The 25,724-nt window shown below is 72.7% G+C and carries 17 protein-coding genes; 9 read left to right on the top strand and 8 right to left on the bottom strand.

Annotation, left to right across the window (positions count from 1 at the left end; all coding sequences use genetic code 11):
* Nucleotides 1-642: 642 nt before the first annotated feature.
* Complete coding sequence (locus FHX81_RS07580; protein WP_141976387.1) at nt 643-2,499, bottom strand: HEXXH motif domain-containing protein; 1,857 nt, start codon at nt 2,497-2,499, stop codon at nt 643-645.
* Nucleotides 2,500-2,821: 322 nt separating this feature from the next.
* Nucleotides 2,822-3,709 (bottom strand): effector-associated domain 2-containing protein, encoded by an 888-nt coding sequence (locus FHX81_RS07575; protein ID WP_141976385.1) that lies wholly within the window; start codon nt 3,707-3,709, stop codon nt 2,822-2,824.
* A gap of 113 nt (nt 3,710-3,822) precedes the next feature.
* Between FHX81_RS07575 and FHX81_RS07570 the strand changes: the two genes are divergently transcribed.
* On the top strand, nt 3,823-5,088 hold the full coding sequence (locus FHX81_RS07570) for a hemolysin family protein (RefSeq protein ID WP_211363410.1): 1,266 nt from the start codon (nt 3,823-3,825) through the stop codon (nt 5,086-5,088).
* 68 nt (nt 5,089-5,156) lie between these two features.
* Entirely contained in the window at nt 5,157-6,101 is a 945-nt protein-coding gene (locus FHX81_RS07565; protein WP_141976381.1) for a phosphotransferase family protein, read from the top strand.
* Here FHX81_RS07565 and FHX81_RS07560 read toward each other — a convergent pair.
* From FHX81_RS07560 to FHX81_RS07550, 3 genes are all read right to left on the bottom strand, one after another.
* Nucleotides 6,098-7,513, bottom strand: a complete 1,416-nt coding sequence (locus FHX81_RS07560; RefSeq protein WP_141976379.1) for an aminopeptidase P family protein — start codon at nt 7,511-7,513, stop codon at nt 6,098-6,100. The two genes, FHX81_RS07565 and FHX81_RS07560, sit on opposite strands and share 4 nt — an antisense overlap.
* 142 nt (nt 7,514-7,655) lie before the next feature.
* Nucleotides 7,656-8,237, bottom strand: coding sequence for a hypothetical protein (locus FHX81_RS07555; protein WP_141976377.1), 582 nt, complete (start codon nt 8,235-8,237; stop codon nt 7,656-7,658).
* 165 nt (nt 8,238-8,402) lie between these two features.
* Nucleotides 8,403-10,838 carry an ABC transporter substrate-binding protein gene (locus tag FHX81_RS07550; RefSeq protein ID WP_141976375.1) on the bottom strand — a complete coding sequence of 812 codons (2,436 nt, stop codon included), beginning with the start codon at nt 10,836-10,838 and terminating at the stop codon, nt 8,403-8,405.
* Between the two features lie 423 nt (nt 10,839-11,261).
* Between FHX81_RS07550 and FHX81_RS07545 the strand changes: the two genes are divergently transcribed.
* Complete coding sequence (locus tag FHX81_RS07545) at nt 11,262-13,760, top strand: hypothetical protein (RefSeq protein ID WP_141976373.1); 2,499 nt, start codon at nt 11,262-11,264, stop codon at nt 13,758-13,760.
* Between the two features lie 3 nt (nt 13,761-13,763).
* Here the strand turns inward: FHX81_RS07545 and FHX81_RS07540 are convergent, their stop codons facing one another.
* Complete coding sequence (locus FHX81_RS07540) at nt 13,764-14,540, bottom strand: SDR family NAD(P)-dependent oxidoreductase (RefSeq protein ID WP_141976371.1); 777 nt, start codon at nt 14,538-14,540, stop codon at nt 13,764-13,766.
* A 125-nt stretch (nt 14,541-14,665) separates the two neighbouring features.
* On the opposite strand from FHX81_RS07540, the gene FHX81_RS07535 reads away from it, so the two are divergent.
* The gene (locus FHX81_RS07535) at nt 14,666-15,238 is read left to right on the top strand and encodes a TetR/AcrR family transcriptional regulator (RefSeq protein WP_141976369.1); all 573 of its coding nucleotides are present in this window, start codon (nt 14,666-14,668) and stop codon (nt 15,236-15,238) included.
* A 248-nt stretch (nt 15,239-15,486) separates the two neighbouring features.
* Here FHX81_RS07535 and FHX81_RS07525 read toward each other — a convergent pair whose 3' ends face one another.
* Entirely contained in the window at nt 15,487-18,783 is a 3,297-nt protein-coding gene (locus FHX81_RS07525; RefSeq protein ID WP_246107679.1) for an NACHT domain-containing protein, read from the bottom strand.
* Nucleotides 18,784-19,105: 322 nt separating this feature from the next.
* Between FHX81_RS07525 and FHX81_RS07520 the strand changes: the two genes are divergently transcribed.
* The 4 genes from FHX81_RS07520 to FHX81_RS07505 all read left to right on the top strand — a co-directional run bounded on the left by FHX81_RS07520 (nt 19,106) and on the right by FHX81_RS07505 (nt 23,953).
* Nucleotides 19,106-19,489 carry a hypothetical protein gene (locus FHX81_RS07520; RefSeq protein WP_141976367.1) on the top strand — a complete coding sequence of 128 codons (384 nt, stop codon included), beginning with the start codon at nt 19,106-19,108 and terminating at the stop codon, nt 19,487-19,489.
* Nucleotides 19,482-19,907, top strand: coding sequence for a hypothetical protein (locus FHX81_RS07515; RefSeq protein ID WP_141976365.1), 426 nt, complete (start codon nt 19,482-19,484; stop codon nt 19,905-19,907). The genes FHX81_RS07520 and FHX81_RS07515 overlap by 8 nt, the downstream gene beginning before the upstream one ends.
* Nucleotides 19,908-20,122: 215 nt before the next feature.
* Nucleotides 20,123-23,215: an efflux RND transporter permease subunit gene (locus tag FHX81_RS07510; RefSeq protein WP_141976363.1), complete on the top strand. Its 3,093-nt coding sequence runs from the start codon at nt 20,123-20,125 to the stop codon at nt 23,213-23,215.
* Between the two features lie 129 nt (nt 23,216-23,344).
* A complete protein-coding gene (locus tag FHX81_RS07505; protein WP_141976361.1) occupies nt 23,345-23,953 on the top strand; it encodes a hypothetical protein in 609 nt (202 codons plus the stop codon).
* Here FHX81_RS07505 and FHX81_RS07500 read toward each other — a convergent pair whose 3' ends face one another.
* The gene (locus FHX81_RS07500) at nt 23,954-24,523 is read right to left on the bottom strand and encodes a TetR/AcrR family transcriptional regulator (protein WP_211363409.1); all 570 of its coding nucleotides are present in this window, start codon (nt 24,521-24,523) and stop codon (nt 23,954-23,956) included.
* A gap of 102 nt (nt 24,524-24,625) precedes the next feature.
* On the opposite strand from FHX81_RS07500, the gene FHX81_RS07495 reads away from it, so the two are divergent.
* Nucleotides 24,626-25,648: an aldo/keto reductase gene (locus FHX81_RS07495; RefSeq protein WP_141976358.1), complete on the top strand. Its 1,023-nt coding sequence runs from the start codon at nt 24,626-24,628 to the stop codon at nt 25,646-25,648.
* The last annotated feature ends 76 nt before the right edge of the window (nt 25,649-25,724 follow it).

Here is a 25,724-nt window from a genome sequence, read left to right as displayed (position 1 = left end):
GCTCGGCTGCCGTGGCTCGACCTGCCGAGGGCGTGCTGTCGGGCAGGTCGGTGGCCGGAAGTGGGCGAGGTCTCCAGTAGGACGGTTCGTCGACCAAGGGGAACCGGACTCGCCGGGGACCCCGCGCACGACCGACCTCACGGGGGCCGGGCGGTCAGACCTGACCGACGTGCAGTGGGCGACGCTCCGGCTGTTGCTGCGGTACGGGGTGAGACGGGCATGCCCGCCGTCAGGCTTGTCGGCAACACGTGAGCTGACAGGCAGCTCGCCTCGTGACGAGGTGATCGACGGAGGTGTGGGATTGGCCCAAAAACGTCACGACGAGGATGACGAACCGGGGAGGGAACGCAAGCCTGGTCGGAGTTGGAGCTCCGACCAGACCAGCGTCCTTCTGGGTGTTCTTGTGCAGGTCGCGGTGTTGATCGGGCAGATCATCGACCTGTTCAAGTGACACGCCCGGGTGGCGTACCGCGAGGTGCGCCACCCGGCACCCCGGAGGATGCTCGACGGTTGAGCAGCCACAACCTTACCAACGTGGTCGCCGAGTGGCCTGAACCTCACCACCGCCCTCTGGGACGACGACCAGACCGGCCGACCCGTCATGCGGCCACTGACCGCTGCGATCACCAGCCGCACGTCGGGCTAGCGCCGGTCAGGGCACGATCCGTCCGCTCCCAGCCACGCGGCGAGGCGTTCCACGTCGGGTGCCTCGCCGGCGAGTGCCACCTCGTCCCGCACGGCGCGGACGAGGTGCGGGCGTTCCAACAACGCCCGCGATGCCGGACCCGGCGACAGCTCGCGCACCGCGATCCCGAAGCCGGACCACGCGCCGGGCCGGTTCGAGCCCTCGCTGAGTTCCGTCGAGTACAGGGCGTGCGCCCGTTCGTGGTTTCCCGCGACGAGGGCGAAATCCGCCTCGGTCAGGTCTTCGCTGATCTTGTGGACGTGGTCGGGAGGTCCTGACCGCACCACGTCGAACTCCGCTCGGCCCGCCAGGAGTACGCGGGTGAGGATGGCCTTGGCATCCAGCTTCGGAGGCGTGGCGGCGGCCGCCACGGGGGAGCGGGTTCCAGGGGGAGGCGCGGGCTCTCCCGCGTGCCATCGCTCGGCGCACTCAAGCACCTGTGCGCGCGCCGGGTGGAGGTGCGTGGCACGCCACGCCGTGCGGTGGTCCAGCGCTGCTGCCTCTGCAGCTGAGAGCAGTTCAGCGGGCACCGCGGCCTCGGCCAGGGTCTCCAGCCGCTCCGCCAGGCGAGCGGCGAACCTCCGTCCGAGATCGGTCAACGATGGGTGCCGGCGTAGCGCGTGGAGCGCTTCGGTCACCTGCACGCGGACGAGGGCGAACTCGAAGTGCGCCAGAGCGGCGGATGAACCGCTCAGGTGCTCGCGTTGCCTCCCCCAGAACTCCGCGACGGCGAGGAAGGCGTTCACCCCTTGGTACAGACCGGACACCGGACGTGGGTCGTCGCGCCACGGCGCGTAGCAGGTGGCGGACGGGTCCTCGTGGACCAGCGGTGCGAGGTGGCTGATCGCGTTCAGCTTGCTGTGCTGGTACTCGTGCACCATCGTCACGGCCAGCTGTGCCGCGTCGTGCGGTTCGGAGATGATCGCGGCGCCGTAGCCTTCGCCGACCGACCCGCTGTACGGTCGGAAGCGGTAGGCCGCGGGCCGCGGTGTGATCACCGACAGGCCGCTGGAGAGTTCCCGTGCGCGGTGCGGGTGGTTCCGCTCCAAAATCGTCCACGCGTCGGCGAAGACCTTGTTCCACCGCGTCGCCGACGATTTCGACAACGGGTCGGGGCGCTCCGGGACCTCTAATCCCCGGTACGGTCCGGTGTCGTCCAGGTGGATGCGCGGCGCGACGGAACCCGCCTCGTCCCCAAGAAGGTGAATCGGCTCATATTCGACCGGATGGGCCGTGCCGTCGCTGGTTTCCAGCGTCAACCCCGACGCATCCGCGAGCAACGTGGCATGGCCCCATTCGGTCGCATCGAGCACTCGCACGGCACCTAGTCCGGGAAGCACGCCGATTCCATCCCATAGCGGAATCGGCATCGTGAATCGCAATTTTGCGGACAAGCCCGCCGCAGCGGCCAACAGGTGTAGTTGGCCGATGTGGAACCACACCGGCGCGGTGTCGGTGAGCTTGTTCCGGAGGCGACGCAGGACGTGCGCCGACCACATGCCGACCTGGGGGCGTGACAGCAGGGCGGCCACCGCTTTCGGGTCGGCGCGCTCGGCGGCGATCAGGAGTTCCCACGCCTCGTCCACCGGCGGCAACGGACTTCCCGCGGTGTCGTGGTAGCGGGCGTGGCGCAACACCAGGCGCAAGGCGAGCAGCCGTCGCGTCTGCTCGACGTGGTGCAGCAACGCGGAGGCGTCGTCATCGGTTCGCTCGGACGCCAAGGCGTCCAACTGGTTCAGGGACATCCCGTGGTTGGGCAGTGACATCCCGTGCGCGGAGTTCCAGCCTGCCACCTCGTGGTCGCCCCTCGTCATCGGTGCCGGGTCCGTCGGTCAAGAGTGGCCGCCTACGCTGCCGCTGGCGTGGTCCACCTGTCTGAGCAAACGGTCCGTCGACGCCGCGAGGATCTCGTCGTCGAATGTGTCCAACGCTTCGAGGGAAACGTTCGTCAAGTCGACCAGGCCGGAGTCGATCCGCATTGCCGATTCATCCACTAGCGGGCCTCCCGAGTTGGCCACCGGGCAGCGGCGCCCTCCGCGCGGTGAGGATTCACCTTCGATGGCATGACCCAGTGTAATGTCCTGGAAACAGAGCGGAAGTGGTGCGTATGGCGGTATTCGGCGCCGCACGGCGCAACTAAACGCCACTGACCCGTTCGGCCAACAGGGTGTCGAGTTCGGCCATTTCGGTGGAACCGGCGGCGTAGAAGCGGATCGCGGCGAGCAGTGCTTCGAGGCCACCCGGGTAGTGGGCGCACGCCCGGACGATGCTGACGGTGTCCTGGCGGTCGGCGTTGTGACGGGTGATGGAGGCCGCGAAGGGCACCTCGCGCAGCACCAGGTCGCGCCCCTCACGGGTGTCGAAGCCGGGGGTGCGCAGCATGACCTCGACGATGGGCTTCAACTCCGCCAGCGACAGGGCTCGTCGAGGTGCGGGGCCGCCGAGCGAGTGGCCGTCCACGAGGCGGACCCAGACCTGGGCGTGCACCTCCTTGACGTCCGCGGTGACCGGGCGGTACGCGTCCGGGCGCGTGGCGGGCTGGTGCCGCACCACCGCCTGGTAGAAGGGGTCCGAGGCGATCAGCACCAGCGTGGCCGTCGACTCGCGCAGCGCGCGCTTGGCCTCGGCGGTGTCCAGGATGCGGTAGGTGAAGATCATCTCGGCGCTGGTCTTGCCGTGCTCGTCGTAGTGCACCTCGCCCGAGTGCACGGCCATCCGCAGGCGCAGGCGTGCTCCGGCCGAGTGGACGTGGTTGTGCTCGCGCAGCGCGGCGACCAGCCGCTCGGGCAGTCGGTCGACCAGGACGCCCTTCGGGGTGTCGGCGGGCAGCAGCACCATCACGCTGTCGCCCACGTCGTCCACCGCCTTGTCGTCCCACGGCAGGTCGCAGGCGGCGAACGCGGCCATCAGCACCTGGTACAGGCCGTCGCGCACCGCCGTCCGGTGCCGCGACGTGCGTGCCTGGTCGCCGTAGCCCTCCACGTCCACGACGACGAACGACCGGTGCACCGCAGCCGACCCCATGTGACCTCCCCACGCCTGTTGTAGCCCAGACGGGGCCCACAAGGGCAGCCGCTCCACTCGAAATGACCAACCCCGCGGTTGCGGATCGGGCCGGTTCGGGTATGGAGTCGGGTGTGGACGGATACGGGTGGACGCTCGCGCTGGTCGCCGTGCTCGTGGCGCTGAACGCGCTGTTCGCGGGCAGCGAGATGGCGTTGATCAGCTTGCGCGAGGGCCAGTTGCGGGCGTTGGAGCGCGACGGCAAGGCGTCCGCGAAGACGCTGGTGCGGCTGGCGCGCGACCCGAACCGGTTCCTCGCCACCATCCAGATCGGCATCACCCTGGCCGGGTTCCTGGCCTCGGCGACGGCGGCCGTGTCGTTGGCCGCACCGCTGGTGCCCGTGCTGTCGTTCCTCGGCGACGCGGCGAGCGCGGTGGCGATCGCGCTGGTCACGATCGTGCTGACGTTCGTGACCCTGGTGTTCGGCGAGCTGGCGCCCAAGCGGCTGGCGATGCAGTACGCGATGCGGTGGGCGTTGCTGGTGGCGCGCCCGCTGCACGTGCTGTCGACCGCCTCGCGGCCCGCGGTCTGGGCGTTGAGCGCGTCCACGAACGTGGTCGTGCGCCTGCTGGGCGGCAAACCGGACGCCGAGTCCGAGCAGATGTCGGCCGAGGAGCTGCGCGAGCTGGTGTCCGCCCAACGCGGTCTCAACGCCGAGCAGCGCATGATCATCACCGGTGCGCTGGAGATCACCGAGCGGCGGCTGCGCGAGGTCCTGGTGCCGCGCCGGTCGGTGGTCACGCTGGACGCCGGCACCGACGTGGCGTCCGCGCGCGCCGAGCTCGCCGCCTCCGGCCACTCCCGGGCCCCGGTCGCGCGCGGTGGGCACCTGGACGACGTCGTGGGCGTCGTGCACCTGCGCGACCTGCTGCGGGACGGCACGAAGCTGGTCGACGTGGCCCGCGAGCCGCTGGTCTTCCCCGACTCGGTGCGGGTGTCCGACGCGCTGCGCCGGTTCAAGGCCGAACGCGAGCAGCTCGGCCTGGTGGTGGACGAGCACGGCGCGGTCGCGGGCATCGTCACGCTCGAGGACCTGCTGGAGGAGGTCGTCGGCGAGATCCTGGACGAGACCGACCGGGACGTGATGGCCGTTCGCAACGGCCCGGACGGCTCGCTCGTGCTGCCCGGCACGTTCCCCGTCCACGACCTGGACGACCTGGGCGTGGAGCTGCCCGACGCGCCCGAGGGCGACTACGCCACCATCGCGGGTCTCGTGCTGGCGGTGCTCGGCCGCATCCCCGAGGCGCCCGGCGACCGCGTCACGGTCTCCGGCTGGACCGCCGAGGTGCTGAAGGTCGAGCACCACGCCATCACGTCCGTGCGGCTGCGCAAGCGCTGATCCGGTGCCGCGCACCGGCCCACCCACCCGGTGATCGACCCGGCGGGTGGGCCGGGTGTACTGCCGCCATGGTCGAACACCGCCGACGCCACACCGACGAGTGGCTCGCACACTTCGCCCGGCGTGGCCACCGCGACCCGCGTCCCCTCGCGGCCGGTGTCGAGGGGGCCGTCTACCGCCTGGGCGAAGGCCTCGTCGCCAAGGTCTGGAGCGGGCGGCCGCGGGCCGATCTCGGCCTCCTGCACCGGGTCTGCGCCGACATCGCCCGCCACCCGCTGCCCTTCGCGACGCCGGAGGTCCTCGACACCGAGGTCCACGACGGCGTCACGGTCACCTACGAGCGCGAGCTGACCGGCTCGCCCTTCCGCGCCGCACCCGCGACCACCGCCGCCGAACGCGACCTGTCCGCCGCCGAGACCGCCGCGCTGCTGACGGTCCTGCGCGCCCTCGCCACCGTCCCGGGTACCGAGGCCATGCGCGCCCTCACCGTCCAGGGCGACGACCGCCCCCTCTGGCGGGGCCACACGCGCTTCCCCGACGCGCTCGCCGCCCTGGTGCGCCGTGCCGCCCGCCGGCACGGCGACGTCCTCGCCGCCCACGTCCCGGACCTCGCCGCCGCGGTGGAACGGGTCGTCGCCGCCCTCACGGCCCTGCCCGACCGACCGGTCACCGCCGTGCACGGAGACCTCGTCCCGCCCAACGTCCACGTGGACGACACCGGCCGCCCCACCGCCGTCCTCGACTTCGGCTTCTTCACCACCGCGGGCGACCCCGCGTTCGAGGCCGCCGTCACCGCCGCCGTGTGGGACATGTACGGACCGCACGCCGAACACCACGCCGCCGCCCTCACCGACCTGTTCGCCGGGGAACTCGGCCACCCGGCCGAGACCCTCGCGCTCTACCAGGCCGTCTACGCCCTCACCACCTACGACCTGTTCACCCCGGACGGCAGCGACGGCCATTTCCACTGGTGCGCCGCCCTGCTGCGGCGGAACCGGGCGGCGCGCGCCTAGCGACCGGCCGCCGCGACCCACGCCTCCAGGCCCGCCACGTCGTGCGGCAGCGCCGACGACAGCACGCGGTTGCCGCCCTCGGTCACCACGACGTCCTCCTCGAGCCGCACGCCGATGCCCCGCAGCTCCGGCGGCACGGTCTCGTCGTTCGGGTGGAAGTACAGGCCCGGCTCCACGGCCAGCGTCATGCCGACCTCCAGCGTGCCGTCGTGGTAGGCCTCGGCGCGCGAGTTGGCGCAGTCGTGGACGTCCAGCCCGAGGAAGTGCCCGACGCCGCACGTGATGTAGCGGCGGTGGTGCTGGCCGTCCGGGTCCAGCGACTCCTGGACCGACACGGGCAGCAGGCCCCAGTCGTGCAGGCCCTCGGCGAGCACCCGCATGGCCTCCCGGTGGAAGTCCCGGTACGCCGCCCCCGGCCGCACCACCGCGAGCGCCGCCACCGAGGCGCGCTCGACCAGCTCGTGCACCTGCCGCTGCGCCGGGCTGAACGCGCCGGACACGGGCAACGTGCGGGTGATGTCGGCGGTGTAGAGCGTGTCCAGCTCCACGCCCGCGTCCAGCAGCAGCACGGCGTCCTCGGGCACGGGGCCGTCGTTGCGGACCCAGTGCAGCACCGGCGCGTGCGGCCCGGCGGCCACGATCGACGCGTACCCCGGCCCGTTGCCGGCCGTGCGGGCCCGCCGGTCGAACGTGCCCTGCAACCACCGCTCCCCACCGCCCTTGACGGCGGCCTGCAGCTCGGCGGCGACGTCGGCGAAACCGAGGATCGTGGCGTCCACGGCGGCCTGGAGCTGGCCGACCTCCCAGTCGTCCTTGACGCGGCGCAGCTCGGCCAGCGCGGTGCGCAGCTCGGCGGTGTGGTCCGCGCCGGTCAGCGCGTCCAGCAGCGGGTCGACGCCGTGGGTGGAGTGCACGGCGGGCAGCCTGCCGCGCAACGCCGACGGCAGCTCGTGCAGCGGGCGGCAGTGCACGCCCAGCGCCTCGGACCACTCGGCCAGCCCGGGCACCGGCCCGATCCACAGCTCGCCGTCGCGGGCGTTGGCGAAGAAGTCCGGCTCGTCCGACCCGGCGGGCGGCCGCAGGAACAGCTCGGCGTCGTGCCCACCGGCCACGGGCCGCATGACCAGCACCGCGCCTTCCGCGGCGCACCCCGTCAGCCAGGAGAAGTCGCTGTCGGGTCGGAAGCCGTAGTCGGTGTCGTTGGACCGGACCGGCGCCCAGCCCGCCGCCACCGCGATGCGCGCCCCGGGCAACGCCGCGCTGAGCCGGTCGCGGTGCGCCGCGGCCGCCCGCGCCGCGCCGGGCGCGACGCGGGCGGCCCGGTCCGCCGGCCCCCAGCCGTGCTGGACGAAGTCGCGGAAGCCGGAGGCGTCGACGAGCCGGCTCGGGTCGCGGCGTGCGGGTTTGGTCACCGTGGGCAGCCTTTCGGTAGTGGCCGTGAGCACGCCCGCTCGCGATCGGCGACCGGGCGTCCCACGATGTTCTCACCCGGCCCGCCACCACCCACCACCGCACTCGGCACCCCCGAGGGCGGCGGTCGGCCGTGAGGTGGGATCAGCCGTGGTTCTCCGGGAAGTACTGGAAGAAGGTGAACCACCACATCCCGTTGTTGTCGCCGACGTTGGTGTCGTTGACACCGAACAGCAGGCGCACGGGCGGGCCGTGCCACACCGTGCACCGGCCGAAGGGGTGCACGGCGGTGGGGTGGCCGACCCAGCCGGTCGGGTCGTTGTTGAACCGCAGGACCGCCGAGTACTGGTTCAGACCGGGGAAGGGCCACCCGACCGGGGCGGCGAGGCCGTTCCCGGTCGGTCCGTAGCTGCCGTCCCACGGCAGGGGCCCTACCTGGACGCGCGGGTAGGCGCTCTCGCCGCCCAGGATCAGGAAGACGTCACCGTCGAGGAGGATGTTCGACGGGTTCGAGCCGGCGGGGACGCTGCCACCCGAGTTCCCGTGCACCTCCACGTGCTGGACGAAGTCCGCGCTGCCGCTGTTCTCGCACGCCGCCAACGCCTCGGCGGTGCCGGCGGCCGCGACAGGCGGCGTGACGACCGCGCCGGCCGTCGCGAGGACGAGCAGCACCAGGCACCGCACGGCCGTGCGTGCGTGCCGGGCTCCGGCGGGGGTTCTCGGCATGGTCGCCTCCGTGGGCTGGTCCGCGGTCGGGACGGCGCCCTGTCACGAAACGCGTGCCGGCAGGCCGCACGTCGGCACCGGCCCTGATTCTCGCGGCCGGCCCGACGGCGGAGAACGCAGTCGTGCGGTCGCCCTCCCGGTGCGGCGGTGAAGCCGTGCCCGCTCTCAGCCCACCGCGGGCTCGATGATGTGCACCCGGCCGTCACCGACACCGGGGACGTTGGGCTTGAGGCCGTCGTAGTCGAACTCCGGGTCCCGCAGGCAGGCCAGGACCTGGGAGACGTCCCAGACCGGTACCTGGGTGGTGTCGTGGTGGGCGTCGGCGATCGCCTGGGCTGCCATGCCGAAGGAGTTGGCGCCGGCGACCCACTCGCTCCGCTCGGCCGTGCCGGCCAGGCCCGTCACCCAGACCTTCGCCCAGGGGTAGTCGGCCAGGACGCCCGATCCCGCCACCACGATGCCACCCGGACCCGAGATGATCCGGATCGGCCGGTCCGCGCGGTCCTTGCACGCCTTCACGTCCGCACCGATGGACAGCAGCTTCAGCAGCTGGTCACCCCGGCTGGCGATGACCGGCACGACGGTGTCGGCCTCGGCGCACAGCCGTTCGACGTCCTGCCTCTTCAACGTGGGCTCGGCGATGCCGTTGCCGGAGGGCACCTCCCGGGCGACGACGTCCTTGTCGTCCGAGCCGATGTCGCGGCTGCGCAGGTCGGCTTGCAGTTCCTTGCTGAAGTAGGTGTCGTCGGGGTCGTGGACGACCGAGGCGCCCCGGACGCCGGGCTGTGCCCGCACCCACTTGGCGATCTCCTCGGCGAACGCCGCGTTGAACGGCGACGAGAGGAACATGTTCGGGTTGGCCGTCATGCCGCTGCCGTACATCGCGGCCCCGATCACCGGGATGCCGCTGAGTGAGCCGACCGCCTCCAGCGCCTGCGGCCTGCTCTGGGAGATGCCGATGACGGCCGCCAGCTCGCCGCGCCCGGCCCGCTCGCGCTCCGCGATCCGCTGGGCGACCCACTTCCCGTCGGCGAACCGGTCCCCGCTGTTGGCCAGGACCAGCTTCACCGGCACCTTGCCGTCATCGCTGTCCGCGAGCTGGTTGTGCTCCTCCTGCTTGTTCACCACGCCCTGCAACTGCCAGATCGCGTTCGGTGGTGCCGTGCTCTCGGCTTGGTCGGCCCGGGTCAGCGGGCCGAAGAAGATGACCGTGCGGTAGTAGCGCGGGTTGCCCTGCCGGTCCTTGAGCCTGTCCACGGCCTTGTTGTTCTCGGCGGCCTGCCGTTCGAGGGTCGCGAGGGCGGGCACGCGCGGGTTGTCGACGGCCTTGCCGCTGACGAAGCTGCACCCGCTCTCGATCACGCCGACGCGCTCACCGGAGAGGTTGATCTTCGTGTCGGAGCAGCCGCCCAGCAGGTACTGGTGGGCGGCGAACCCGCTCGCGCCGGCCAGCAGGGCGACCACGACGGCGAGTGGTGCCACCGCCGACAGGCCGGGCACCCGCGGTGCGACGTGGCGGTGCGAGTCGATCCACGTCCGGACGGCCGGGTTGTGCTCCGCGGCCCGTTCGCCGTCCACGGGCAACCGGACCGCCAGGTACGGCGGCTCGGGCAGCACCGACCGGTCGCCGTCGACGAACCGGTTCACCGCGTCGGCGGCATCGGGCACGGTGCGCGCGCCCGCGGCCACGTGCTCCGCGTGCTGGGGGTCCAGCGCACCGACGACCAGCACAGGGGCCGGGTCGAGGAGCTTCACCTGCGCGCCGAACTCGTCGAGCAGGTCGGCGACGCGGGGCTGCGCACCGTCCAGCAGCAGGACCGGCGTCCAGCGGCGACGGCGGCGGCGCGGTGAGAGCCGGCCCGGCCGCACCAGGTCGGACAGGTCCATCAGGAGCGCCTTGACCAGGACCTGGCGGTGCAGCTTGTCGCGGCGTTCGGCGTCCAGGCCCCCGCTGGCGAGCAGCCACAGCGCCTGGGACGCGAAGTCGCCCGGTTCGCCGACCCTGCTCCGCACCGCGTCGCTGAACCACCGCGTCGCGCGGCTGGTGAGCCTCCGGGTGTGCGACCACTTGAGCGGGCCGCTCAGGACCGCGGTGAGCAACGCGCCGATCAGGGGCACCGGGAACTCGTTCCGGTTCATCCTCCGCAGCCAGGCGACCAGCGGGTTGCGAGTCGCCCACCGCTCGTACAGCTGCGTGAGGAGCATGGCCCTGCGCGTGTCCTGGCGTGCCGCGCCGATCTTCCCGTCGACGTCGAGGACGTCCAGGACCAGCCGGCACCGACGGGCTTTCCAGTTCCGCCCGGCACCGTGCGGGATGCGGAGCTGCAGCCGCTGCACGATCTCGTCGAGCAGCGCCGCGCAGGGCAGCAGCTCCCTCTCGGCCGCCGAGTCGACCAGCGCCTTGTCGGCGTGGGCGTGCGGCACCAGGACGCTGTCGCCCGAGCCGGACAACCGGGCGGTGAGGGCGGCGAGGAACTCGGTGCTCCGCGCCGGGTCGGGCGACGTCGCCACGACCACCAAGGGTGGCAACCTCGGCTTGTCGCCCGTCACGTCGTCGAGGAGGGAGACCAGCCGGTCCATGCCGTCGACCGGTTGGAGCACGGGAACCTCCGCCGGGCGCGCGGGTTGTGCTGTATCGATCATGAATACGCCTGTGTCCTTGCACTCCGCTGTAGCAGAAAATGCGACTCCGCATTTGTGCGGCCAGTTCGCCGCCAGGGTTGTCGCTCGGGGGGTGCCTTATTCTCACCGGCGGCCCGTCGTCCGATAGCTGTTGTTCTCATTCCGTTACGCGTTGCGCAGGTGAAGGTCTATCGCCTTCTTCGAGTGGTGAGTGCACATCGATTGACGATGTATTCGAGTGACTCGCGTTGCCATTCCGGTGCGTTTCGCCGACGTTCGGGCGGGTGGCGGAGCGCCCGGGGTGGCGTGCGGGCCGATCAGGGCGAGTTCCGCTGAAACGGGTCACCGCGCGTGGGCGATCCGGTAGGTAACACCTCACGGCGACCTACGGCAGGTGAGTGCATGCGTCCCGAGGACGTGGTCGAACTGCGGGTGCACGGAGTCTCGGGCACGCCGCCGGAGGACATGCTCGGTGATCCGTTCCCCACGGCGGTGGCCGGGGACGACGTCGCCCGGTTCCTGCGCGCCGGCAAGCCGGTGCGCGCGGTGGGCACCGGGCGGGAGCGGATGGTGGAGGCGTTCCACTGGGGGCGGTTCACGTCGGGTGGGGCCAGTCGCGCGTTGTGGTTGGTGCTGATCCCCTTCGCGATCTTGAACCTGGCCCGTTACACGTTGCTGGGCGCGGGGCGGTTCGCGGAGGCGGTGCTGCGGCTGTTGGCGCTGGTGTTGACGTGCATGTTGGTGACGGCGACGGCGTACGTGTCGTTGGAGTTGTTGGTGCGCCAGTGCGCGGGCACGGCGGCGTGCCGGGTGGAGCACCTGGGTTTCTTCGACGGGTGGCCGTTCGGGGCCATGTTGCTGGTGGGCATGGTTCCACCGGGACTGGTCATCACCGTGTTGTGGTGGTTCGGGCGGCAGACGTTCTTGTACGAGCCCAAGGGCACCCACCACGTGTGGGAGACGCGTACGGGCAGCTTGGGGGACTACGCGTTCTGGCACACGTCGCCGCGTACGCCGGTGTTGCGGGACGCGCACGTGGCTGCGGCCTGTGCGGTGGTGGGGGTGTTGTACGCGGGGGCGTTGCGGACGGCGCAGCCGGATCGGCCGTCGGACGTGTTGTCGTGGACGGTGGTCGGGCTGGGCGCGCTGGTGCTGGCGTGGGCGGTCGGGTGCGTGGTGATGTCGCCGGATCGGCGGGAGGTGGACTCGAGGGCCCTCAAGTGGGCATCGGTGCTGTACCTGCTGCTGGCGGCGGGGCTGGCGACGGCGTTCCTGTGGCGGGTGCCGACCGGGTCGTCGGGGGCGGTGACGCCGCTGGCCGGGTTCGAGGCGGTGACGAACGTGCTGTCGGCGTTGGCGATGCTGTTGTTGTTGGTGCTGCTCGGGGCGTGCGTGCGGATGCGGCACTCCGCGCGCGGGGTCGAGCTGGTGGTGGCGGACAAGCGGTTCCGGCCTCTGTGGCACGGGTACGCGGCGGTGGTGATCGCGGCGCTGGCGACGACGTTGGCGGTCGGGTTCAGCGGTGGGTTGGCGTACCGGGTGGTGGACTGGGTCGGCGAGCCGGTGCCCGAGGCCGGTCGCGCCGGGTTGGTGCTGAGCACGAGTTACCTGGTGGGCGCGGGGTTGTGGGGTGTGCTGGCGATCGCGTTCCCGTTGCTGCTGGCGCCGGTCGTGGCGGCGATGGTGCGGCAGGTGTCCAGCGCGGTGCTGTTCGCGGCCGGGTCGGTGGCGGCGGCGGTGGCGGTGGGGTTGCGGTGGGCGCACGAGGGGTGGGGGTTCTGGGCTGCCGTGGTGGTGGCGGGGGCCCTGTACGCGGTGGGCGCGGTGTCCTGCATGCGACACGCGATCGGCGTGGCGGTTCGGGAAGGGGTCGTCGCCGATTACCCGGGACGCCCGGATCGGCCGGGGATCGGGAAGGTGGCGCTCACGCAGCGGGTGGCCGCGGCGAAGTACCGGTACCACTGGTTGCTGGGGGCGCTGGCGTTGCTGGGGGGCGTGCTGGTGCTGGCGGGTGGCGGGCTCGCGCTGGCGAGGCTCGCGCACCCGCAGTGGCGGGCCGCGCCGCCGGCGGGGTTGGCCGACTGGCTGTCGACGGTCCCCGCGCGGGAGCTCGGCGCGTTGGGCAGCCTCGTGGTGTCCGGTGTAGTGCTGGTCTTGTTGTTGTTGGGCGTGCGGACCTGGCAGAGCCCGAAGATGCGCACGGTGGTCGGGATCGTGTGGGACCTGGTGGCGTTCTGGCCGCGCCTGGCGCACCCGATCTGCCCGCCGCCCTACGGCGGGCGCGCCACCATCGAGCTGACCTCCCGCGCGGTCCGGTTGGCCGGGCACCACGACGTGGGCGCGGTCGTGCTGTCCGGGCACAGCCAGGGCAGCGTGGTGTGCTTCGCCGCGTTGTCGTTGCTGCGCCGCGAGGCCGAGCGGCCCGACCCGGCCGACGGCGAGCGGTACATCAGGCAGGCGGACGCGGTCGCCGCGTTGCGCCGGGTCGGCCTGGTCACCTACGGGTCGCAGTTGCAGTGGGCGTACTCGCGCCTGTTCCCGCACTACCTCGGCCACGCCGAGCTGGCCCGACTGCACGACGAGCTCGGCGACCGGTGGTGGAACGTGCACCGCGCGACCGACCCGTTGGGCGGCCCGGTGCAGGTGTGGCCGGAGACGGCCGAGGAGCGGGTGCACGCCGGCGCGAAGCTGTGGGGCGTGCGGTGCGGCAACGACGTGCGGCTGCGCGACCCGGAGTTCCTCGACCCCGACCCGGACATGGTCGCCTCGCCGTTGCGCGGGCACAGCTACTACTACGACGACCCGGTGTTCGACGAGGTGGTGGCACGGGTCGCGGACGCGGTGGCGGCACCGCGCACGACCGTGGTGCTCGGCGACCTGACCCTGTCGGGCGGTGCGTGAGGCTCAGGGCTGGAGCACGGTCCGCGTCACGCGTTCGGCGATCGCGGCCACCATCCGGCGCGGGCGGCGCGGGACGAGGTGGGCGCTGAGGGCGTTGCGCAGGCCGGGCGTGACGTAGGCGCGGTCGCGGTCCAGCCCGTCGAGGGCCGCGCGCACGACGGCCTCGGCGCTCATCATCCGGCCGCCGATCGCGGCACGCGGGGTGACCCGGTCGAAGAAGCTGGTCTCGGTCGGGCCGGGGCACAGCGCGAGCACCTTGATGCCCCGGCCCCGGTACTCCCGGCGCAGCGCGAGGCTGAAGTTCAGCACGAACGTCTTGCCCGCGCTGTAGGTGGCGAAGTACGGCGAGGGCTGGAACCCGGCGGTCGAGCCGACGTTGACCACGGCCCCGGAGCCGGCGTCGAGCATGCCGGGCACGAGCGCGCGGGTGAGGCCGACCAGCGACACCACGTTGACCATCAGCTGTTCCCGGTCGTGGCCGGCGGGGATGTCCTCGAACCGGCCGGCGGTGCCGAAGCCCGCGTTGTTCACCAAGGTGTGGACGGGGCCGCGCAACCGTGACACGACCGAGTCGACCGCGTCCGGCGCGGACAGGTCCTGCGGCACGACGTCGACCTCCACCCCGTGGTCGTGGCGCAGCCGGTCGGCCAGGGCGTGCAGGCGGTCGGCGGAGCGGGCGACCAGGACGAGGTCGTGACCGCGGGCGGCGAGCCGGCCGGCGAACTCGACGCCGAGGCCGGCGGACGCGCCGGTGACGAGGGCGGTGGGGCGGTGGGTCATGGCATCTCCAACGACTGAGCAGGACGTTATGTGAGACATCTTAGGCACAGCTAGCCCATTAACTGCAACAAACATGTTCCAGTTAATGGGCTAGCTGTACCATTGATGTGGCGAAAGGAGCCACCTTGGGAGCCACGCGGCCATTGCGCGCCGATGCCGAGCGCAGCGTGCGGACGATCCTCGAAGCCGCCGAGCGCGTGCTGTCGGTCAACCCGGGCGCGTCTATGGAGCAGATCGCCGAGGCCGCGGGCGTCGCGCGCACCACCGTGCACCGGCGGTTCGCCAACCGGCAGGCGCTGGTGGAGGCGATGGCGGCGGACGTCGTGCGGCAGTTGGACGAGGTGCTGGACGCGGGCCGGCCCGAGACCGCGCCGCCGCTGGTCGCGCTGCACGAGATCACCGCGAACGTGCTGCGGGTCAAGATCGGGTGGCCGTTCGCGATGGGCGTCGTCTTCACCGACGCCGACTCACCCGCCGCCGAGGGCAAGCGCCGGGTCGACGACCGCTGCCTGGCGCTGCTGCGCCGGGCGCGGGAGGACGGCCTGCTCGACGCCGCGACCGACCTCGACTGGGCCCGCCGCGTGTTCTACGCGTTGATCGGCGAGGCGGTGCACGGTCCGGACGACGGCCTCGGACCGGACGCGCTGGCGCAGCGGGTGGTCGGCACCCTGCTGCACGGCGTGGGCCGCGTTGACTGACGCGGGTCGGCTCGTCCGAGTCGGTGATCGAGTCCACGCCGCCGACCCGTGCGCGTCCGTCGTGCGCAGAACCTGGCGGCGACGGCCCGGTCACCGCGGACCCGCGCAGCCGGCGGCAGGTCATCGGGTGGTTCCGGCCGCCGCCACCAGGCTGCCGACCGTCTATGGGGGACTGTCCGGCCGGGGCTGCGTCGCGCCTGGCTCGCGCGCGGACTCGCTGCTGGTGGACGGCGATCCGACCACCGACATCACGGCGATCGGCGCGGCGGTCGACGTCTGGCGGCACGGCGCGAGGCTCGCTCGACCGTGATGCCCGGACCGACGCCCGAAACGCGGTGGTCGTCGCCGTAGACGCGCACGATCAACCGTCGGTCCCCCAACGGGGACAGGTCGATCCGCTCGGCCCTTTCGCTCGGCAGGAGGTCGAGCACCGACAGCCGGGTCAGCGCCTTGACCTGGTCGAGGTGGCCGGCCGGGACGGGCACGGAGAGCCGCAGGGTGTCCAGGGTCGGGATCGCGGCGAGCGGCGAGAGGTCGTCGACGGCGCAGTGGCGCAGCGACGTCCGCCGGAGGTTCGGGAAGGCGGCCAGCTCGCCGAGGTCGCCCACGTCGGTGACGTTGACGAACCCGACCTCCTCCAGCCACGGTAGGGCTCGGGCGATGTGCCGCAGTCCGCCGTCGATCCCGAGCGGTCCCGGGTGGGCGATGTGACCGAGGTCGAGCTCCCACAGGCGGTCGAGCGTGTGGAGGGCGGCGAAGTCGGCGCCGTCGGGGTGGTCGTAGACGGCCAGTCGCGTCAGCGAGCGGAGACCGGCGAGCAGGTCCAGGTCGGCGGCGGAGGCGGGCTGCCGCACGCCCAGGCTCGACAGCCGGCGCAGCCGCGGGAGGTCGGCCAGCTCGGCGGGGTGGCCGCGCGGGTAGAAGTACAGGCTCTCCAGGTCCAGGTCGACGAGCTGTGACAACCGGACCGGCAGGCTCGAGCTGAGCAGGAGCGAGCGGAGCCGCCGGTGGCCTGACAGCGGCGTGACGTCGTCGAACCGCCCGCCGAGCGACGCGGAGGTGAGGTGCGGCAGATCGGCGAGGAGGTCCAGGTCGATCAGGTTCTCCAGGTTCGCCGTCAGGTCGGTGAGGTGGCGCAGCGTGCCGACGTGGGGGAGGAGGTCCTGGTCGTGGACGGTGGCCTGGCCGTCGATCAGCGGTGCGTCGGACAGGACGCGGTCGGCGTACTCGGCCGGGTCGAAGTAGTGCCAGGCCTTGACCAGCTCGCGCTGGACCTCGTGGCGGGGGTCCCGGGCGAACCGTTCGAGCACGGGCCAGGCGTCCGGGCCGTTGATCAACGCGGCGGTGCGGACCGTCGCCGCGGCGGCTGCTTCGGACAGGTCCCTCGGATCGGCGAGCAGCCGGGGGAGCAGGACTTCGCCGCCTGCCGCGAGGGACCGGGCCTCCAGGGTGCGGCGGGGCGGCAGGAGTTCGGCCAGGCAGCGTTCCAGGCGGTCGGCGAGCCCGGGTGTCAGGGCCGGGTCGGACTCCATCGCCGCCGCGGCCAGCAGGTGGAGACGTCGACGGTGCCGCGGCTCGGCGTCGGCGCGGTCGAGGAGGCCGGTGAGGAGTTCGACGCGCAGCGGGGCGATCGCCAGGCCGGCGGCCATCACCACGACGTCGCGCCACTGGTCCAGGTGCGCGTGATCGACCAGCAGGCCGATGTCGCCCTGATCGGCGGCCTCCTCGGCGGTCAGGAACTCCTGGAAGCTGCGGTGCACGAAGTCGATCCGGCCGGTCGCCGGTTCGCGCACGACGCCGCTGCGGTGCACCAGGTGGTCGAGCACGGTCTCCGCGTCGTGCGCCACGCGCGGCATCGCGGTGAGGCGGTCCGCCAGGCGGCGCACGGCTTCCTCGCGGCCGAGTTCGGACCGGCCGTTGACCGACAGCCGCCAGGCCAGGTGGCGCAGCAGGTGGCGGCGGTCCTGGCTGGTGAGCTCCGCCGCGCCGGGGATGTGCCGCTCGGCGTCGCGGCGGTCCAGCAACAGGGTCAACGCGGTGCGGTACAGCTCCAGGCGGTCGCGCGGCAGGAAGGTGCGGCGGTCGAGGTTCAGCGCGCAGAGCATCGCGCACAGCAGGGGAGTGGTGGCCAGGGCCCGCAGGTGCGGGTTGGCCTCCAACCGGCTCAGCAACGCGCCCTCGTGCCGGGGCAGGTCCGCCTCGTCGCACGGCAGACCGCCCGCGTCCCGCGCGGCCCGGTGCCAGTGGCGGATCAACGCGCGGACGTCGGCGGCGTTCATCCGCTCGAGGAACGCCGACCCGAAGCCCTCCGCCCGCAACCACTCCGCGGCCGCCGCACCGGGACGTGACGTCAGCACCCAGCGGGCGTCCGGGAACGCCCGGGTCAGCCGGCCCAGCCAAACCCGCACGGCGGCGCGCTCGGCCGCGGGCAGCTCGTCCACGCCGTCCACGAGCACCAGGGCCCGGCCGGACTCCAGTTGCCGGTGGGCGAAACCGGGCGGCATCATCGCGGCCAGCGGCTGCGCCGCGTCCGCCACGAATCCCTCGGGACCGGGCAGGCCTCGGCCGGCGTGACCCCGCAGCTTGATCAGGAACGGCACGCGGCCGTTGAGGTCCGCCAGATCTCCGCGGAACGCCCCGCGCGCCGCCGTGATCGCCAACCAGCGCAGCAACGTCGACTTGCCCGAACCCGCCTCACCGCGGATCAGGATGCGGTCGTTCGCGGCGAGCGCGCGCTCCACCCGCACCGCGCCGTCCTGCCGGTCGCGCGACCCCTCACGCCACCACGTCACCTCGTCGGCCACGTCCCCGCGTCGTTGCGCCCCGCTGACCGACAGGCTGATGTACGCCACGCTCAAGGTGGTCCGCGGCCGGAACCGGCGCACGTCCACGCCGAACAGCTCGATGTCGTCCAGGGACTCGCTCACCAGTCGCAGGTACCGGGTGCGGAACCCGGCGTCGTTCGCGGTGCCGTGCGGAGCCAGGACCGTCGGCGCGGGCAGGCGGGCGAGCACGTGACCGACCTGTTCGGACAGACCGGACACCCGGCCCAGCAGTTCGGCGCTCGCCCGCGCCGCGAACGGCGTCAGGTGCACGACGAGCTGCACGAAGCACGCGCAGCACTCGTCCAGCAGCACGGTGTAGAACCACGAGGCCGCCTCGCCGAGCCCGGCCCCGGCGGGCAGCTCGGCGCGCAAGCGGCGGGCCAGCTTGGCCGGGTCGACGTCCACCTCGAACAACCCGGCGTCGGACAGGTCGGCCGTGTCGAACGCGGACGCCACCTCGGCCATCGCGGCGAGCCGGTCCTGCTCGGTCAGGCCCGGCGCCTCCTGCCGGCACAGTGGCAGGAGCCGTTCGGCGACGACGTCCACGAGCGCCTCGACCTCGCGGTGGAACCGTCGCCGCTGGAAGTCGTCGGTCAGCCTCGCCCCGATCAGGTCGACCAGCGGTGCGGTGCGCTCGGCCCGGCCCTGGCGCCTGGTCAGCCACAACCTCATCGCCGACCCGACCAGCGTGCCACCCACCCGCAGGACCACCGGCTCCACGGACCCCTCCTCCACCGTCGACGCCCTGTGTATCGCGTCCGACACCTGATCCGCACCGCAGCACGCGTGTGACGGGGTGGAACCAGCAGCCACCAGGCAGGACGGTGCCCGCGATCGTCGCCCTGCTCGCCGACGACGAGCCGGGCGCCGGCCGAACGGGACGGTGAGGTGGTCGGGCGGTTCACGTCGGGCAGAAGCGCGTGGACGCGCACCGCTCCCACCGCCGTCTCGGCCTCGCCCGGTCGCACGAGGGCTTCGAGCAGGCGTGTCGTGACGCCGGGTAGGTTGCGGCGGTGAGTCCGTTCCGACCGGGAAGCTGGAGATGATTCAAGTCCTCGCGACCGCGTTGACGGTCGTGGCGCTCGTCGCGGCCCTGTGGTCGTTGGTGCTCGTCGTCACCGACCGGCCCATCACGCTCGCCACCAAGCCCACCCTCGGCCTGGCCGCGGTGGTCGTGCTGCTGGAAGCCGGGTTGCTCGTGCAGTCGGTGGTGGCCACGGTCCGCGTGCTCGGCGCCGACCGGGGCGGGGTCGACCTGCCCACGTTCTTCGGCTACCTGCTGGCGTCGATCGCGGTGCTGCCGGTCGGCGCGTTCTGGGCGCTGGGCGACCGTTCGCGGTGGGGTGCCGGTGTGCTGGCCGTGGCGTGCCTGAGCGTGCCGGTGATGGTCCTGCGGCTCGACCAGCTCTGGTCCGCGCATGGCTGAGCGGCGCGACGGGCTCAAGGAGACGACCCGGTCCGGTCCCGGCCGGATGCTCATCGCGGTGTACGGGATCTTCGCCGTCGCCGCCACGGCCCGGTCGGCCGTGCAGATCGGCACCCGGTTCGAGCAGGCGCCGCACGCCTACCTGCTGTCGGCGTTCGCGGCGGTCGTGTACGTCGTGGCTACGGCCGCGTTGGCCGGTGTGGTGTCGCGGCGGGTCGCCTACCTGGCGTGCGGCGTGGAGCTGGCCGGGGTGCTCGTCGTGGGCGCGGTGAGCCTGGTGTTCGCCGACGCGTTCCCGGACGCCACGGTGTGGTCGGACTTCGGCGGCGGCTACGGCTTCGTCCCGCTCGTGCTGCCCGTGCTCGGCCTGCTCTGGTTGCGCCACACCGGCCGCCGGCACGCCGACGAGGCCCGCTGAACCGGCGCCGCCGCACCGTGGGTGATGAAGATCACCGGGGTCGCCCGCCCGTGTCGGTGATGACGTCCGCCCAGGTCAGGGCGGTTCTCGGTGATGTGGAATCACCCCATGTCTGAGCCTGTTCTCAGGTGCGGTGTGCCACCGTTCGCACATCCGCCCGCGGCACCTCGCGCAGCGACGCGCAGGCAGGTCCGCCCACCAAGGAGATTCCCACGATGTCCGTGCTGGCACGGCTGAGCCTGGCCAACCGAAGTCTGGTCGGGCTGCTCAGCCTGCTCGTGATCGGTTTCGGCGTGTTCTCGCTGCCCTCGATCAAGCAGCAGCTCTTCCCGTCCATCGAGTTGCCCGCCGCGGTGGTCATCGCGCCGTTCCCCGGCGCGTCGCCGGACCTGGTGGACAGCCAGGTCGCCGAGCCCGTCCAGTCGGCCGTGCGCGGCGTCGACGGCGTCGAGCAGGTGTTCACCCGCTCCGCCGAGAGCTCCGCGACGGTGCAGGTGATGTTCACCTACGGCACCGACATCGACGCCGCGGTGGCGCAGATGCAGCAGGCGGTGAACCGGCTCCAGCCGCGCCTGCCGCAGGGCGTCGAGCCGACCGTGGCGCAGGGCAGCACCGACGACATCCCGGTGATCGCGCTCGCCGCCACGTCCGGTGACGACGACATCGCGGCCGCGGCCCGGCTGCGCGCCGAGGTCGTGCCCGACCTGGAGGCGATCCCCGGTGTGCGGGAGGCCTCGGTGAGCGGCGAGCGGGACCGGCAGGTCACCGTCACCGTCGACTACGCCCGCCTGGGCGCGGCCCGGGTCGACCCGCAGGCCCTCACCGGGGCGCTGACCTCGGCGGGCGCGGTGATGCCCGCGGGGACGGTGCCGGACGCGGACAAGTCGCTGACCGTGCAGGTCGGCAGCCCCGTCGCGACCGTGGACGACGTGCGCGACCTGGTGCTGGCCTCGCCCGCCGGCCCGGTGAAGCTCGGCGACGTGGCGAAGGTCGAGTCCGCGCCCGCGGCGGCGACCGTGCTGACCCGCACCAACGGCGAGCCCACGTTGGGCGTCAGCGTCACCATGACCTCCGACGGCAACGCGGTGGAGATCTCGCAGCAGGTCCGCGAGAAGCTCGGCGAGTGGGGCGAGGCGGCGGACTCCACGCTCACCGTCGCGTTCGACCAGGGCCCGCAGGTGGAGAAGGCGATCAGCGGCCTGACCACCGAGGGCCTGCTCGGCCTGCTGTTCGCCGTGGTCGTGATCCTGCTGTTCCTGCTGTCGGTGCGGTCCACGCTGGTGACGGCGGTGTCGATCCCGCTGTCGGTGGTGGTCGCGCTGATCGCGCTCTACACCGGCGACCTGTCGTTGAACCTGCTCACCCTCGGCGCGCTGACGATCGCGGTCGGCCGGGTGGTGGACGACTCGATCGTGGTGCTGGAGAACATCAAGCGCCACCTCGGCTACGGCGAGGAGAAGCAGCGCGCGATCCTCGACGGCACCCGCGAGGTGGCGGGCGCGGTGACCGCGTCCACGCTGACCACGGTCGCGGTGTTCCTGCCGATCGCGTTCGTCGGCGGCATCGCGGGCGAGCTGTTCGGGCCGTTCTCCATCACGGTCACCGTGGCGCTGCTGGCGTCGCTGCTGGTGTCGCTGACGATCGTGCCGGTGCTCGCGTTCTGGTTCCTCAAGCGGCCGGCCGTGCCGACCGACCCGGCGGAGGCGGCGAAGGCGCGGGAAGCGGCGCTGGAGAAGGAGAAGCGCAGCCCGTTGCAGCGCGCTTACGTGCCCGTGCTCAAGTTCGCCACCACGCGTCGCTGGGTGACGTTGCTGATCGCGGTGCTGATCTTCGGCGGCACGCTCGGCCTGGCCGGCGCGCTGCAGACCAACTTCATCGACAACGCGGGCGGCACCGCGTTGCAGGGCACGCAGGAGCTGCCGCCCGGCACCAGCCTCACCGCCCGGGACGAGGCGGCGCGCAAGCTCGAAGGGGTGCTGGCCGAGACCGACGAGGTGGAGACCTACCAGGTCACCGTCGGCACGGACAACAGCCTGGCCGCGTTCGGCTTCGGCGGTGACGGCGACACCAGCGTGCGCGCCACCGTGCGGGAGGGCACGGACCTGGAGGCGTTGCAGGAGCGGCTGACCGAGCAGCTCGGGAACACGCCCGGCGCGGGCGACGTGAAGTTCGGCGCGGCGGCGTCCGGTTTCGGCTCGGACACCATCGACGTGCTCGTCACCGCGCCCGACGAGAAGGCGCTGCGGGACGCCGCCGACCGCGTGCAGCAGGCCGTCTCGGGGACGCCGGGCGTCGGCGAGGTCAGCAACGACCTGTCGGTCAGCGCGCCGCGCGTGCAGGTCACGGTGAACCAGGCCGCGGCGGCGGCCCGCGGGCTCAGCGTGCAGGCCATCGGTCAGTTCGCGGCCCAGGCGCTGCGCGGCGTGCCGGTGACCCAGCTGCCGATCGACGGCGCCTCGCAGCAGGTCCTGCTGCGCACGGGCACCGCCCCCGCCGACGTGGCCGCGCTGCGCGCGTTGCCGCTGCCGGGTGGCGTCACGCTCGGCCAGGTCGCCGAGGTAGCCGTGGTGGACGGTCCGGTGCAGGTGCGGCGCACCGACGGCGCGCGCAGCGCCACCGTGTCGGCCAAGGCCACCGGGTCCGACCTGGGCGCGGTCACGGCCGACCTGACGGCGCGGCTGGACGCGGTGGACCTGCCCGCCGGCGCGACGCACAGCATCGGCGGCGTCAGCGCCGACCAGGCCGAGACGTTCGCCGACCTGGGCCTGGCCATGCTTGCGGCCATCGCGATCGTGTTCCTGATCATGGTGGCGACGTTCCGCAGCCTGGTGCAGCCGCTGATCCTGCTGGTGTCGATCCCGTTCGCGGCGACCGGCGCGATCGGCCTGCTGCTGCTCACCGGCACCCCGCTCGGCCTGCCGGCGCTGATCGGCATGCTGATGCTCGTCGGGATCGTGGTGACCAACGCGATCGTGCTGATCGACCTGGTCAACCAGTACCGGCGGGACGGGATGCCGGTGCGCGAGGCCGTGATCGAGGGCGGCCGGCGGCGACTGCGGCCGATCCTGATGACCGCCGCGGCCACGATCTTCGCGCTGCTGCCGATGGCACTGGGCCTCACCGGCGAGGGCGCGTTCATCGGCAAGCCGCTGGCGATCGTGGTGATCGGCGGCCTGATCAGCTCCACGCTGCTCACCCTGGTGCTGGTGCCGACGCTGTACTCGATGGTGGAGGGCCGCAAGGAGCGCCGTGCGGCGAAGCGCGCCGCGCGGCGCCCGACGGAGGAGCGCGAACCGGTCACCGTCTGAGTTGCCGTTCCGGTCAGGCCCCGTCGCCCGTCGTGGCGGCGGGGCCTTCCGCGCGGGCGCGGTCGGGCAACGCTTGGCCGGTGGAAAACCTGGCGCTTCCCCGTCCCCGCTCGGGGGATGATGTCGCACGTGACCACGATGGTGCCGGTGCTGGAGCTGCCGGTCGCGCACTGCCCGTTCTGGCCTGCCGAGCTCGGCGTGCGCTACCTGGTCGTCCCGCGCGCGCCCTCAGCGGGCCAGGTCGGCGCGGCGGCGTGGGCGCTGGTCGCCTGGGCCGCCACCGACGACCGCGGGACGGTCGTGGCCACGAACGCGGCCGAGGCCGTGGAACTGTGCCTGGCGTCGGGCGAGCAGGGCGAGTTCGCGGCGGGTGGCCTGCGGGTCGGGACCGGCGACCTGGTGCTGGACCCGGGCTGCTGCTTCGGACTGGACGAGTGGCGCGCCTGGGTGGACATCGCGGCCGGCGGCACGGCCGACCTCGGCCACGACCCGGGTCTGCTGGTCGAGCACCTCGGCGAGGTCGTCCGCCTCACCGAAGTCGACGACGACGACGAACCCGCCGGCCGCGTGGTGGAGCTACCGCGGGCCGAGCTGCGGGAACTCCTCCACGAGGTGAGGTCGGACCTGCTGGGCTTCCTCGACGCCCTGGGGGAGTGGGCCCGCCGCACCGTGCCCGCGCAGGCGGACCGGTTCGTCGCCGCGGTGGACCGGCGGCTGGCGATCAGTCCGGCCTTCTGATCACTTGCGGGCGCCGTACCGGAGGCCGTCGATGAGCAGGCCGACCACGCGCCGCGTGTAGCCGTCGTCGTCCTGCGTCGGCCGGGTCAGGTTGGCGGTGGCGCGCAGCAGGTCGTACGGGTCGACGTCGGCGCGGATCTCGCCGGCGGCGGCCGCGCGGTCGAGCAGGTCGCGGAGCACGGGCACGAAGCGCTGCTGGAAGTAGGCGGGCAGACCCGCGTAGGCCGGGTCGCCGGAGTGCAGCGCGTCGCTGAGCCCGTGCTTCGTGCCGATGAAGCCCGTGAAGCGCCACAGCCACCGGGTCAGCGCTTCGAGCGGGTCGTGCTCGGCGGCGAGGGCCGGCGCGGCGTCGGCGCAGGCGTCGACCTCGTGCCGGTAGACCGCGGCGATCAGGTCGGAGCGCTGCGGGAAGTGGCGGTAGAGCGTGCCCGCGCCCAGGCCCGCCCTGGCTGTGATCTGCCGGACGGGCGCGTCCACGCCGGAGGTCGCGAAGACCTCGGCGGCGGCCGTGAGCAGGGCGTCGACGTTGCGCTGCGCGTCCGCGCGCACGCGCTTGCCGGGCACGTCCACGACACCTCCTTGCTAAGCGGAACGTTGTTCCGTATCGTCGAAGTCGAACGTTGTTCCGGTTGTGAGTCTAACGCGACCGCACCGGCCGTCCCGAGGAGATCCATGAAGTACCGCACGCTGGGCCGCACCGGCATCAAGGTCAGCCCGTACTGCCTGGGCGCCATGATGTTCGGCGCTGCGGGCAACCCCGACCACGACGACTCCGTCCGCATCATCCACAAGGCGCTGGACGCGGGCGTCAACTTCGTGGACACGGCGGACATCTACTCCCACGGCGAGTCCGAGGAGGTCGTCGGCAAGGCGCTCAAGGGCCGCCGCGACGACGTCGTGCTGGCCACCAAGGCGCACCTGCCCATGGGCGAGGACCCCAACCGGCAGGGCAACTCGCGGCGCTGGCTGGTCCGCGCCCTGGACGACTCGCTGCGCCGCCTCGGCACCGACCACGTCGACCTCTACCAGGTCCACCGGCCCGCGCCGGACACCGACGTGGAGGAGACGCTGTCGGCCCTCACCGACCTCGTCCGCGCCGGCAAGGTCCGGGCGATCGGCACGTCCACGTTCCCCGCCTCCGACATCGTGGAGGCGCAGTGGGTCGCCGAACGGCGCGGCCTGGTCCGGTTCCGCACCGAGCAACCACCCTACTCGATCCTCGACCGGCGGATCGAGAACGAGGTGCTGCCCGTCTGCGAGCGCTACGGCATGGGCACGCTGGTCTGGAGCCCGCTCGCCCAGGGCCTGCTCACCGGCCGCTTCCGCAAGGGCATGGGCGTCGAGAGCCGCCGGGCCCGCTTCAAGCACATGACCGACGAACGCCGCCTCGACGTGGTCGAGCGGCTCGTCCCCGTCGCCGAGGACGCCGGTCTGTCCCTGACCCACCTGGCGATGGCCTTCGCGATCGCCCACCCCGGCGTCACGTCCGCGATCATCGGCCCGCGCACCATGGAACACCTGGACGACCTGCTCGCGGGCGTGGACACGGTGCTGGGCGACGACGTCCTCGACCGGATCGACACCATCGTGCCGCCCGGCTCGAACGTCGGCGCCCTCGACATGGACTACCGCACCCCACCGATCCACGACCCACGCCTGCGCCGCCGCCTGCCGGACGACCGTTCCGCCGCCTGACCACGAGACCTGGCCCGCTGTGCCCCGTCGCCCGTTGTGGGCGGTGGGGCACACGTGCGCCGACCGTCCGGCAGAC

This window comes from Saccharothrix saharensis, assembly GCF_006716745.1.
Taxonomy (GTDB): domain Bacteria; phylum Actinomycetota; class Actinomycetes; order Mycobacteriales; family Pseudonocardiaceae; genus Actinosynnema; species Actinosynnema saharense.
The sequence above is the reverse complement of the archived record's forward strand: the minus strand, read 5'-3'. Positions and strand labels throughout refer to the sequence as shown.

Excerpts from the sequence above, each read along its gene's own strand:
- FHX81_RS07495 (WP_141976358.1), top strand. The coding sequence starts at position 24,626 with ATGAAGTACCGCACGCTGGGCCGCACCGGCATCAAGGTCAGCCCGTAC.
- FHX81_RS07575 (WP_141976385.1), bottom strand. The coding sequence starts at position 3,709 with ATGGGGTCGGCTGCGGTGCACCGGTCGTTCGTCGTCGTGGACGTGGAG.
- FHX81_RS07540 (WP_141976371.1), bottom strand. The coding sequence starts at position 14,540 with ATGACCCACCGCCCCACCGCCCTCGTCACCGGCGCGTCCGCCGGCCTC.
- FHX81_RS07565 (WP_141976381.1), top strand. The coding sequence starts at position 5,157 with ATGGTCGAACACCGCCGACGCCACACCGACGAGTGGCTCGCACACTTC.
- FHX81_RS07580 (WP_141976387.1), bottom strand. The coding sequence starts at position 2,499 with ATGACGAGGGGCGACCACGAGGTGGCAGGCTGGAACTCCGCGCACGGG.
- FHX81_RS07520 (WP_141976367.1), top strand. The coding sequence starts at position 19,106 with ATGATTCAAGTCCTCGCGACCGCGTTGACGGTCGTGGCGCTCGTCGCG.
- FHX81_RS07555 (WP_141976377.1), bottom strand. The coding sequence starts at position 8,237 with ATGCCGAGAACCCCCGCCGGAGCCCGGCACGCACGCACGGCCGTGCGG.
- FHX81_RS07510 (WP_141976363.1), top strand. The coding sequence starts at position 20,123 with ATGTCCGTGCTGGCACGGCTGAGCCTGGCCAACCGAAGTCTGGTCGGG.
- FHX81_RS07545 (WP_141976373.1), top strand. The coding sequence starts at position 11,262 with ATGCGTCCCGAGGACGTGGTCGAACTGCGGGTGCACGGAGTCTCGGGC.
- FHX81_RS07515 (WP_141976365.1), top strand. The coding sequence starts at position 19,482 with ATGGCTGAGCGGCGCGACGGGCTCAAGGAGACGACCCGGTCCGGTCCC.